The 12,463-nt window shown below is 44.4% G+C and carries 11 protein-coding genes; 10 read left to right on the forward strand and 1 reads right to left on the reverse strand.

The genetic code is table 11. The features are described 5' to 3' along the window. Positions 1–28 precede the first annotated feature (28 nt). Positions 29–1,321 (reverse strand): NCS2 family permease, encoded by a 1,293-nt coding sequence (locus AC3IRK_RS03160; RefSeq protein WP_131504227.1) that lies wholly within the window; start codon positions 1,319–1,321, stop codon positions 29–31. Positions 1,322–1,529: 208 nt separating this feature from the next. On the opposite strand from AC3IRK_RS03160, the gene AC3IRK_RS03165 reads away from it, so the two are divergent. The 10 genes from AC3IRK_RS03165 to AC3IRK_RS03210 all read left to right on the forward strand — a co-directional run bounded on the left by AC3IRK_RS03165 (position 1,530) and on the right by AC3IRK_RS03210 (position 12,441). After that, complete coding sequence (locus AC3IRK_RS03165; RefSeq protein ID WP_131504226.1) at positions 1,530–3,287, forward strand: sensor histidine kinase; 1,758 nt, start codon at positions 1,530–1,532, stop codon at positions 3,285–3,287. Beyond that, positions 3,287–3,991, forward strand: a complete 705-nt coding sequence (locus AC3IRK_RS03170; protein ID WP_251138797.1) for a response regulator transcription factor — start codon at positions 3,287–3,289, stop codon at positions 3,989–3,991. Before AC3IRK_RS03165 ends, AC3IRK_RS03170 begins: the two co-directional genes overlap by 1 nt. Positions 3,992–4,016: 25 nt before the next feature. Next, positions 4,017–4,724, forward strand: coding sequence for a purine-nucleoside phosphorylase (deoD, locus tag AC3IRK_RS03175; RefSeq protein WP_026829180.1), 708 nt, complete (start codon positions 4,017–4,019; stop codon positions 4,722–4,724). Between the two features lie 101 nt (positions 4,725–4,825). Then, positions 4,826–6,208: an aldehyde dehydrogenase gene (locus tag AC3IRK_RS03180; RefSeq protein WP_131504224.1), complete on the forward strand. Its 1,383-nt coding sequence runs from the start codon at positions 4,826–4,828 to the stop codon at positions 6,206–6,208. Positions 6,209–6,276: 68 nt separating this feature from the next. Further along, on the forward strand, positions 6,277–7,494 hold the full coding sequence (locus tag AC3IRK_RS03185) for a CDP-glycerol glycerophosphotransferase family protein (RefSeq protein WP_188005178.1): 1,218 nt from the start codon (positions 6,277–6,279) through the stop codon (positions 7,492–7,494). Next, positions 7,491–7,883, forward strand: coding sequence for a glycerol-3-phosphate cytidylyltransferase (gene tagD / locus AC3IRK_RS03190; protein ID WP_131504222.1), 393 nt, complete (start codon positions 7,491–7,493; stop codon positions 7,881–7,883). Before AC3IRK_RS03185 ends, tagD begins: the two co-directional genes overlap by 4 nt. A gap of 55 nt (positions 7,884–7,938) precedes the next feature. Next, positions 7,939–9,081, forward strand: a complete 1,143-nt coding sequence (locus AC3IRK_RS03195) for a CDP-glycerol glycerophosphotransferase family protein (RefSeq protein WP_489170392.1) — start codon at positions 7,939–7,941, stop codon at positions 9,079–9,081. Between the two features lie 161 nt (positions 9,082–9,242). Further along, the gene (locus tag AC3IRK_RS03200) at positions 9,243–9,950 is read left to right on the forward strand and encodes a Crp/Fnr family transcriptional regulator (protein ID WP_131504220.1); all 708 of its coding nucleotides are present in this window, start codon (positions 9,243–9,245) and stop codon (positions 9,948–9,950) included. A gap of 328 nt (positions 9,951–10,278) precedes the next feature. Further along, positions 10,279–10,749: a cytochrome c oxidase subunit II gene (locus AC3IRK_RS03205; protein WP_489170393.1), complete on the forward strand. Its 471-nt coding sequence runs from the start codon at positions 10,279–10,281 to the stop codon at positions 10,747–10,749. Beyond that, positions 10,750–12,441, forward strand: a complete 1,692-nt coding sequence (locus AC3IRK_RS03210) for a b(o/a)3-type cytochrome-c oxidase subunit 1 (RefSeq protein WP_131504219.1) — start codon at positions 10,750–10,752, stop codon at positions 12,439–12,441. Positions 12,442–12,463 lie beyond the last annotated feature (22 nt).

Consider the following 12,463-nt stretch of genomic DNA (forward strand, 5'->3'; position numbering starts at 1 on the left):
CACTTTTTTTTACACGTTTTTTTATTCATTAATGCAGAAAAAACAATTGAATGAAAAACAGAACGGCGAACAGATAAATCAAGAAGTGGACCCGCTGTTTTTGTACAGCCTTCATGATGGGATAGATGATGAATCCGAACGCGATACCTGTTGCGATACTGCCGGATAGCGGCATGATGATGATCACCATGAACGCGGTAAAGGCTTCACTGAAATCTTCCCACTGGATCTGTTTGATGTTTTGTAGCATCAATGCACCAACAAGGAGTAATGCCGGAGCCGTAATGGCCGGAACGCTTGAAATCGATTGAACGATTGGGCCGAAAACTGCTGACAGCGCAAACAAGATTCCAACTGTGACGGATGTCAAACCGGTTCGTCCGCCGGCTGCGACACCGGAAGCCGATTCGACATAGGCCGTGGTTGGACTTGTTCCGAACATAGCTCCGGCAATCATCGCCGTTGAATCGGATAACAAGGCACGTTCACTGTTTTTCAGGGAACCATCCTCTTCGATCAGTCCAGCCTGTTCACCGACTGCGACCATCGTACCGGTCGTATCAAACATCGTGACGAGCACAAACGAAAGCACACCACTGAAGAGTCCGTATTGAATGACGTCTTGAACGGCAGTGAGCGGATTCGCGACAAGAATGCCTTCCGGTAAAGTCGGCAAAGCAATCAAGGTTTTCGAGAACGTCAACTCACCGGTCAAGAAAGCCAGCAGTCCGGATAAAATCATCGCGTACAAAAGCCCGCCCGGAACACGTTTAACTGTCAGAATAGCTGCTATCAGTAAACCGACTAACGTAATAAGGGCTTCCGGGGATGTTAAGGAGCCGATTGTAATCAAGGTTGCAGGGTCTGCGACAAGGATTCCGGACATTTTCAAACCGAGGGAAGCAATGAACAAACCGATTCCTCCAGTGATAGCCAATTTGAGTGTGGTCGGAATGACTTCAATCAATTTAGTCCGTAAAGGGGACAGGGATAACAAAAGAAAAATAATGCCGGCAACGAAGACGACCGATAAGGCTGTTTGATAAGGTATTTTTTCACCAATTACCAAGGTATACGTAAAATAAGCATTTAATCCCATTCCCGGTGCTACGGCAATCGGTAAGTTAGCATAAAAGCCCATCAATAACGTACCGATCAGCGTGGCAATAATTGTCGCCGAGAAAGCTTGATCTTGTGGAATTCCTGCTTCGGACAAAATGGTTGGGTTGACGAATAGAATATAGGCCATCGTGATAAACGTGATAAAACCAGCTTGAATTTCACGTTTGACCGTTGTATCGTGTGCGGATAGTTTAAACATGAACCAAAGACCACCTTAATCTTAAAAGTTTGTTAAAAACGAACATTAACGATGTTATATCAATATTCATTCGGAATCAAGTGTTGTTTTTTTAGAAATCCAATTTGAAGAAAATCGTGAGGGGCACAAACAAATAAAACACGTACATGTAAGCGGATACAGCTATGCTATACTACTTATTAGAAGAAAAAGGATGGAGGAGACGGCGATGAAGAGCATCCGAACACGTTTGATCCGACTTGTCGTCTTAGCGATTCTGATTCCGACGACGCTTGCTACATCAGCTTCTTATCTCTATGTACGGAATCAAAATGTGGAGCAGGCGGAACGTTCAAGCTTGAGCGCTTTGAAAAGAGGAAGCAACCAAATCAGTCATTATATGGAAGATATAAGACGATTACCGACAAGTTTGTATGCGAATCGCTCCTTACTCAATATTATGAATGTCGGGGCGGATGCTGAGCTCAGTGAATCGGAGGGTGTGATTTCACGGGCGCTTCTCGGACTCTTTTTATCCAGACAAGATATTGAGCAGCTTCACTTCGTCATCTTAAAAGGAAACTCGGAGTACTCGGTTTATAACATGAAGACATCCAGCCGGGGGAAGTTTGATTGGTTACAGGAGACCGACTACTTTCGTTTGATGAAACAAAAAAACGGCTGGTTGATTGATCCGGCACATCAGATTACTGCCTATAATACACATACGATGATTTTGGATGACAAACAGATCGTCAGCTTCCGTTACCGGATCAATCGTGTGGAAACAGATGAACCGCTTGGATTTCTTTCTGTCGACATTCCAACGAGTGTCTTTGAACAGCAATTAAAGCTGTTTGAAAACTTCCCCGGTGAATCGCTTTGGCTGTTGAATGGAAATCAATTGATTGCCAAGACGGGAAAAGAGCTTCCGGTCACGAATGACCGATTTACAGGTAAAAGTGGCAGCATGCGGGTCGGGGACTCCTTCATCGTTTATGCCAAAACGAAAACACAGGGTGTTCCTATCACACTTGTTAAGACGACGCCATACGCCTCTGTCGTCAAAAGTGCTAATGAAACAGCTCTGATTTTAATTTTGATCGGAATTGGCTCGTTAGTCTTGATGATTATTGCAGCAAGTCTCGTGGCACTTGAAATCACAAAGCCGATTAAACAGCTGACAGCAAACGTGTGGCGTGTCGAACAAGGCGATTTATCGGCTCAATTCATTGCGACAACCAATGATGAGATCGGGTTGCTGAATCGGCAGTTCCAGCGGATGATTCAACGAATCGACCGGCTGATCAAACGTGAATACCGTTTGGCACTGGAAAACCGGACGAATGAATTGCGGGCCTTACAATCCCAGTTGAATCCGCATTTTTTGTTTAATGCCTTGCAATCAATCGGGACGACGACGTTACAGGGCGACCGAAAAGTTGCATATCGTTCGATTACAGGACTTTCGCAAATGATGCGTTATTCGATGAATAATGAACAGACAATTGTGACGTTGAAGCAGGAAGTCGATCATCTTCAGTCCTATATGCGTCTTCAGCAGCAACGCTTTCCCGATCGATTCCGCTACATCGTTGATGTGCCGTGGCACATGAATTCGATTGAAGTCCCGAAAATGATTTTACAACCCTTTGCTGAAAATTATTTTAAGCATGCGTTTAATCAACAGGTAGATGCAACCGAAAACTATCTCGCCTATAAAGTCAGAAGTGACGGGGATCAACTGATCATTCAAGTCGAAAACAGCGGGGCAGTCATGGAATCGACGGAACTGAAAAGTATTGATCAAACGATGCGGATGCACCGCCGGCCGGAAGACCGTCAAACATCCGGGATCGGTCTACACAATATCTACGAACGTCTATTAATCTTTTATGGAGAGGAAGCCAGTATGATCCTGCAGTCTCCAACTGAAGGTGGTTTTAGAATCGTCATTCGAATTCCCGTTGAACAGGAGGAACTATGATGAATGTATTGATCGTAGACGACGAAAAACATGTTCGTGATGCCGTTAAATTGCTTGGCGAGTGGGATACATGGCAGGTAGACAACATCTTTGAAGCGGATGACGGAGTCACTGCCAAACGTTTTTTGGAACAGGAAAAAATCGATTTGATGTTAACAGATGTCGAAATGCCCGGACTGGACGGACTAAGTTTACTCGAATGGACAAAAAATCATCATCCAAAGGTCGTCACGATTGTATTGACAGGGTATGATGATTATACGTATATGCGTCGTGCGATTTTGCATCAATCGTTTGATTACTTACTCAAGCCAATCGATCCTGATATTTTAAACGATGCTGTCGGGCGTGCGATGGAATTGATAGGTCCTGTTCCGGAACAAGGAGAAGCGATTGATCAGATTGCGAAGTACATTGCGACACACTATGCGGAAGAACTAACGCTTCAACTCATGAGCGAACGCTTTTACTTAAGCCGGGAATACATTTCAAGACGATTCAAACAACGTTTTTCGGTCAATCTATCGGATTATATTCAAACGATCCGTTTAAATCGGGCGAAGGAATTGTTGGGTGAGACGGATGCTCGAATCTACGAGATCGCGCTTGAAGTCGGATACCATGATGATAAATATTTTCGGAAAGTCTTTAAAAAGCAGTTTGGAATGACTCCAAATGAGTTCCGGGAGTTGTTGTCGGTTTAGTCACTATTTAGAGGAGGAATCGTACATGAGCGTACACATTAACGCAACAGAAGGTCAGATTGCAGAAACCGTATTACTTCCAGGAGATCCACTTCGTGCAAAATACATTGCCGATACATTTTTAGAGGACGTCGTTTTGTATAACGAAGTTCGCGGAATGTATGGTTTTACAGGAACGTATAAAGGTAAAAAAGTTTCTGTTCAAGGAACAGGGATGGGTGTCCCGTCGATGTCGATTTATGCAAACGAATTAATCCAATCATACGGAGCTAAAAACCTGATTCGTGTCGGTACTGCCGGCGGGATCACGCCGGACGTCAAAGTCCGCGACGTCGTCATCGCGATGAGTGCGTCACACGATATGGCACAAAACCGGGTTCGGTTCAACGGACTGGATTATGCGCCGACAGCATCGTTTGACTTATTGCACAAAGCTTATATGACAGCGAAAGAACACGGCATCGATGCAAAAGTCGGTCAAATCTTCACGACCGATCAATTTTACCAAGATGATTTCCACCACTTCAAAAAATGGGCGGACTTCGGTTGCCTCGCAATCGAGATGGAAGCGGCAGGTCTCTACACACTCGCTGCAAAACATAAAGTCAACGCCTTGACGATCTTAACGATTTCCGATCACTTGTTGACGGGTGAAGAGACGACGTCGGAAGAACGTCAAACGACGTTTAACGACATGATGAAAGTCGCACTTGAAACAGCAATCCAACTGTAAACGGAAGGCGGAGAAAAGACTCTCCGCTTTTTTTATTTGCCCTGGCAGCTATGGTAGAATGAGAAGGAAGAAATGAATGAGCTCACAAGGGGGATTTACGGATGGGATTGACGACAACGGGATTAGATGTAGCACGTCAGGTCGAGGTACAACGGACTTTTTTCAAGACAGGCGCAACAAGAAGCATTGCTTTTCGTTTAAGTATGTTGACGTTCTTGAAACAAGCGATTGAAACGCATGAAGCAGCCATTTACGATGCCTTGAAAGTCGACTTGAATAAAGGGCGTCAAGACGCTTTTACGACAGAAATCGGTTTTGTCTACGGCGAAATCAATCGGATGGAAAAACAATTGCGCCGTCTTGCAAAGCCGCGCCGTGTGGGGACGCCATTGTTGCATTTTGGCTCGAAAAGTGAAATCCGTTTCGAACCGTACGGAAACGTTCTTGTCATCGCACCTTGGAATTATCCTTTCCAACTTGCCCTTGCACCTGTCGTAGGCGCGATTGCAGCGGGGAATACCGTCGTTTTGAAACCTTCGGAATTAACGCCAAACGTCTCACGTGTGCTACGCGAAGTCTTTGAGACGGCCTTCCATGAACGTTTTGGTGTCGTAATCGAAGGTGATGCGGAAGTGAGTACAGCAGTGTTAGAAGAAAAGTTTGATTACATCTTTTTTACGGGTTCGACACGCGTCGGAAAAATTGTTCATCAGGCGGCAGCGAAACACCTGACACCGGTCACACTTGAACTCGGCGGTAAGTCTCCGACGATTGTCCACAAGGATGCAGACTTAAGACTCGCGGCGAAACGGATTGCCTGGGGCAAATGGTTAAATGCCGGACAAACATGTATCGCACCGGATTATGTTTTTGTTCATCGGGATGTACAAGAAACATTCCTGCGTTATATCGAGGAAGAAGCATTTTCACAGTATGGAAATGGGGTGGGAGTTGGATCATACGTCAAAATTGTATCCGACAGTCACTTGGAACGCTTGACGGGCTATCTCGATCAGGGAGACATTGAATTCGGCGGACAAGTCAATCCGGAAACAAGAAAAATGGCTCCGACCGTCATGACGAACGTTCCTCTTGATTCGAAATTGATGCAAGAAGAAATTTTCGGTCCGATTTTGCCGGTTCTTGTATATGATGAAATTGAAGATGTCATCACATTTGTCACAGACCGTGATAAACCACTTGCACTCTATTTGTTCACAGAAAATGACTTCGTCAAGGAACGTGTCCTGAACCGGATTTCCTTTGGTGGCGGTTGTGTGAATGATACGCTCATGCATGTCGCACAGCATAACTTACCGTTTGGTGGTGTCGGTGCCAGCGGGATTGGTGGATATCATGGCAAGTACAGCTTTGAAACGTTCAGCCATCAAAAAGGCCTTGTGCACAATACGACGAAGTTTGATTTACCATTCCGTTATATGCGTTCAAATACTGATTCCAAATGGATGCGCTTTTTGTTATGATGGTTGAGGTTTGATTAATATGAAGTGTTATAAAAAGTAAATTTTTGTTGAATTAAGGAGTACATGTTTTGAAACGTCAATTACGTCAGTGGATCAAGAAAACTAAACTGGTCGAAACGGGATTGCACCTCGTGATGCGGTTGTTTGCTTGTTTGCCGGTTCACCCAAATCGCTTCCTTTTCGAAAGCTTTTTAGGAAAACAATACAGCGACAATCCACGTGCCATTTATGAAGCGTTAAAACAAGAACATCCGGAACTTGAGTTGATTTTCAGTAAAGATCGACAGAGTGTATTAACGGATCCGACGGTGCAGACAGTCAATCGAATGACGATTCGCTGGATTTATCTGCTCGCTACATCGCGCGTCTGGATTTCTAACAGCAGGCTTCCCTCTTGGTTGTTCAAACGAAAAGGGACCATCTATTTACAGACGTGGCATGGAACGCCGTTAAAGAAGCTGGCACTCGACATGGATGATGTGCAGATGGCCAATACGACGACAAAACGCTATAAGCGTGACTTTGCGCGTGAAGCATCAAAGTGGGATTTTTTGATTTCACCGAATGCCTATTCAAGTCGGATTTTTCGACGGGCCTTTCATTTTTCAGGTGAAATGCTTGAAGTCGGTTATCCACGCAATGATGTGTTTTACCAGACGGAACGGCATCCGGAAATCGTCGAACGGGTTTATTCGCGGTATCAAATTGATCGGACTAAGAAAATCATTCTGTATGCGCCGACCTGGCGAGACAACGAGTACGTGGCACAAGGATCGTATTCCTTTACGTTGCCATTTTCGTTGGAACAGTTCGAAAAACGGTTTGGTGCTGAATATACGTTGCTGATCCGGATGCATTATTTAGTAGCGGATCAAGTGGATACGTCAGCTTATCTATCTGTCCACAACGCTTCGGATTACCCGGATATTTCAGATTTATATATCGCAGCAGATGCTATGATTACAGATTATTCATCCGTCATGTTTGACTATGCTCATCTGAAACGACCGATGATTTTTTACACGTATGATTTAGAACATTATCGGGATCAACTGCGCGGATTCTATTTTGACTTTGAGCAGGAAGCACCGGGTCCGCTCGTTTTACAACAAGCACGATTATTTGAAGAGATTGATCGGTTGCATGAATGGAGTAATCGATATGGCGCAAAATTTGCTGCATTTGAAAAGAAATTTTGTCAGTGGGATGACGGAACAGCTTCTTTACAAGCCTATCAACGTCTTTTGCAACCTGTCAGCAATCAGCATAAAGGAGAATTATCATGAAAAAAGTCATCACGTACGGCACATTTGATTTACTGCATTGGGGTCACATCAACATCCTCAAACGCGCAAAGGAAATGGGCGATTATTTAGTCGTCGCGATTTCGACGGACGAGTTCAATCGATTGAAACATAAAGAATCGTATCACAGCTTCGAAAACCGTAAATTGATTTTGGAATCGATTCGTTACGTTGACGAAGTCATTGCGGAAAACAATTGGGATCAGAAAATCACCGATGTACAAGAACATCAAATCGATACATTTGTCATGGGAGATGACTGGGCCGGTGAATTCGATTTCTTGAAAGAATATTGTGAAGTCGTTTATCTCAGTCGGACGGAAGGTATTTCGACAAGCCAGATCAAAACGGAGTTAGGAAAAGGTTCGTGAACAAAAAAGACCACACCCTGCGTGCGGTCTTTCTTCATGGAAGGGAGGGAATAACGTGAGAGAGAGTATCGTGCAAATCTACTTGCTGCTTTTCCGGATTTTCTATCGAATCTTCTGCTTGTTACCTGTGAGACCCGTGACGCTCTTTTGGGTCACTTACGGTGATAATGTGAAACCGATCAATGATGCGCTCCTGACGGAATTTCCGAACGAAAAACGGTATTTGATTTATGATAAAAAATTTGTGAAATATCCGGAAGCATGGTCGGCGGAATATGCATTGCCTTATCGCAGACTGCGTTTTATTCGGCTGGCGTACCTTCTTGCAACATCGAAGCATCATTTCATCGATAACTATATCGGCGAATATAGTGTCGCCCCGATTCGTCAGGGAACAAAACGGATCCAGTTATGGCATGCTGCAGGGACACTAAAGAAATTCGGTTTGACGTCATCAAAGAGTTTGATGGTACCGAATCATGTCCTGCGACGTTTCAAACGGGTGTACCAGCGTTATGGGGACTTCATCGTACCGGGAGGAGCTTGCGCGAAACAATTCATGGGACCACATGATCTTCCGCGGACAGTCTTCAAAACATTTGGCGTGCCCCGGACAGATTACTGGTTTGACGAACAACATCAACACACCAAAAAAAAACTTCACGATGCTTACGTCAAACAGGAACGTCGTATTCTATTGTATGCGCCAACCTACCGGGAATATAATGGAATGGAAGGACAGACTGTCCGCCAACTCGAACAATTGACCGATCAAGGATGGACAATTCTTGTCAAATTACATCCGACGGTCCGTTCGATGTTCACACATCAAAAAAAACATGTGCACTTCGTTACGGACGAATATTCAATCAATGATTACTTACTCATCACCGATGTATTGATCACCGATTATTCCTCGATTCCTTTTGAAAGTTGTCTGCTGGATGTTCCGACCATTCTTTACACACCAGATATCGACACGTACCGGCAGATTCCGGGTATCATCGATTCCTATCCGGACCCGTTACCGGTTACTTGCACAAATCAATTTGATGTTATATTGAACTGGATTAATTCGGATGCAGCGCTAGAAGAAAGCCGGACAGCGATGGAAAAATTCAAAACAGTCTGGTATACGGAACAACCGGGACAAGCGACACGTCGGATTGTCGATCATTACTACCGGAAAGTACGTTGAAGTAAAAAAATGATCTACGTTTTTAAACGAAACTAGAATCATTTTTTTAAAACATTTTGTGAAAACATGAACAATGTTTGACAATCTTTTGAAAAAACGTTTTTTTGACGTGTGATGTTCTATACTAGGAGCAGAAGGAATCAAGGAAAGGAGAATGCGAAATGCTTGCTTGCGGAACAACAGAAGCCAATACGTTTGTCTTATCAGCAGAGACACGAATGATACTGGAAGACTTCATGACAGAGGTGACGTTTAAAAAGGATTCAATCGTTTGTTGGGAAGGTGAGTTAAACGATAAGTTGTTTTATGTGAAGCAAGGCGGTGTCAAACTGTCTAAACTGACGAAAAAAGGCAGCCCTTTAATGATGTTTTTATACTTTAAGGGTGATTTGTTCGGTGAGTTTGATGTCGGCGAAGCATTTCCAAGTTCTTATAGCGTTGAAACAATGGAAGACAGTGTCCTGGGTGTCATTTCGAAAACGAAGCTTGAGGAATTGATGAAGCAGGACGGTGTATTTGCCTTAGAAATCATGCGTTGGCAAGCCTTGATGCGAAAGCAGTCCGAAACGAAACTGCGTGACCTGTTATTGTTTGGGAAACAAGGTGCACTGGCCTCGACCTTACTCCGGTTGATTGCCATGCATGGAAAACAGGTTGGGGAAGACTATGTCATTTCCAAACGACCATCCGATAGCGAACTCGGTCAGTTGATCGGGGCGCCGCGCGAAACGGTCAATCGCATGTTTTCCCAGTGGAAAAAAGACAAGGTCATTTCATCAACGACGACTAAAATCATCGTCCATGATGCTAACTATTTGAGAGATTTATGCCATTGTGAAGGATGTCCGGTAGGCGTATGCCGGATTTAAAAATAAAACGAATCCTCTTGTCCTTGAGACAAGGGGATTTTTTTGAGAGCTTCTTCCTAAAATGTGAACTTTATGTGTGTTTTTAGAAGGGAAAGCGCGAAATCGTCACAAATGGTGTGACATTTATCACGGTCTCAAGCGGTTCGTCTTTTCTAGAATGAAGACAGGACATCAAGTTGAAATGAGAAGGGAGACAGGCATCATGAGCAGTAAACCAGAACCGAATTTATCAGGCACAATCGTCGCCGTTTTTATTGTTGCTTCCGTCATCATCGGGATGTGGGGATCGATTTTTCTATTATTTAGTTCCAGATAAGGAGGAAAGGAAATGCACATTTATCGTTTGGAGAAAATTTGGTTAGTATTTGGTTGTGTGATGTTAGCCGTTTTTTTAGTCATCATTGGTATTTCTGCTTTTGCATCCGGCAATCAACCGCCGTCTGACGCTACATTAATTGATCCGACACAAGTGGATCAGACCAAACCATTTGATAAACCGGGGTTGAAAAAAATTGACGACAACCGCTATGAAGCAGTCATGGTGTCGCAAGCGTTTCAGTTCACGCCACAAGATATGGTAATTAAAAAAGGGGCAACGGTAGACTTTCTCGTGACGTCAAAAGATGTCGTTCACGGTTTTGAAATCGTAAAGACAAATGTCAACATGATGGTCGTACCCGGTCATATCAATTCAATCAAATATACCTTTAAAAAAGCCGGAGAGTATTTGATTGTCTGTAATGAGTATTGCGGAAGCGGTCACCATATGATGTCGACAAAAATTAAGGTGGTGGAGTAAATGAATGCCATTTCGAGAAAATTAAAAGAATTTGAGATGGAGCGGGGAATGCCGGCGACGGCAATTGGCTTAAAAGAAGCGAAACTGGCTTTTGCCCATGTCAGCTTTTCGCTCGTCGCCTTGTTGATTGGCGGGTTATGCGGGTTACTGCAGACACTCGTGCGGACCGGTGTGATTCCGGAAATTGCAGGCGTCGGCTATTATGAATTATTGACGGCCCACGGGTTGATGCTGGCGATTGTATTTACGACATTATTTATTTTTGGCTTACTATTTTCTTTTTTAGGACAATCGTTTGGGCGTTTCGAAGAATTTCCAAGACGGCTCGGTTGGGTCGGATTTTGGTTTATGATGCTTGGTGTCGTCCTCGTCACATGGATGGTCCTCGCAGGAGAAGCTTCTGTTTTATATACCTTTTATGCACCATTGAAGGCTCACCCGGTGTTTTATATCGGACTTGTCATCTTTGTTGTCGGAACGTGGATTTCTTCCGGTGCGATGTTCCGGATGTACGCGGACTATAAACGGGAGCACAAAGGTGTTCATCCACCGCTTCAGGCATACATGAGTATCATGACGGTATTGTTATGGGTCGTCGCGACACTCGGAGTCGCTGCTACGATTTTGTTTCAACTCTTACCGTTGTCACTCGGTTGGACGGATAAAGTCGGAATTGAGTTGTCACGGACGCTCTTTTGGTACTTTGGTCATCCGCTTGTATATTTTTGGCTGTTGCCGGCATATATCGTCTGGTACACCGTGATTCCGAAAATCGTCGGCGGAAAGATTTTTTCAGATGCATTGGCCCGGATGTCCTTTTTATTATTTTTACTGTTTTCCTTCCCGGTCGGATTCCATCATCAATTGTTGGAACCGGGTATCTCAGCCTTTTGGAAATACATTCAGGTCGTTCTCACGTTTTTGGTCATCATCCCGTCACTCATGACAGCCTTCTCGATGTTTGCGACTTTTGAACTGGCAGGGCGGCGTCAAGGCGCAACCGGACTGTTCGGCTGGATCAAGAAGATGCCGTACCGGGATGTCCGCTTTTTAGCACCGTTTGTCGGAATGTTATTTTTCATTCCGGCGGGAGCAGGTGGAGTCATCAATGCGTCGCATCAATTAAACATTGTTGTCCACAACACACTGTGGGTGACCGGTCATTTTCATATCACGGTCGGAGCTGCCGTTGCCTTAACGTTTTTTGGAACTGCCTATTGGTTGGTCCCCTTGCTCAGAGGACGGACGCTGACGAAACAACTCAACCGGATCGGACTGATCCAAACGATGTTGTGGACGGTCGGTATGCTGTTCATGTCGACAGCGATGCATATTTCAGGGTTACTCGGTAATCCGAGACGAACAGGTCCGGCAGCTTACTTCAAAGATTCGCTTGTTGCCGACTGGATTCCGTATCATGTTGCGATGGCAATTGGCGGAACGATTTTATTCCTTTCCATTCTGTTGTTCTTATTTGCGATGTTCCAACTCGCTTTCCGGGCACCGAAAGGCATGGAAGAGTTCCCGGTTGCTGAAACAGAAAAAGCAGCGATGCAAACACCGCTGTTCTTCGAAAATTGGAAGCTTTGGATTTTCGTGACGTTTGCGTTAATTGCATTTGCCTATACGGTTCCAATTTGGCATATGATTGAGAATGCGCCGCCTGGAGCACCAGGCTGGAAATTGTGGTGACAGAACGAAAACAAATAAATGA

This window comes from Exiguobacterium sp. GL_137, from assembly GCF_057834585.1.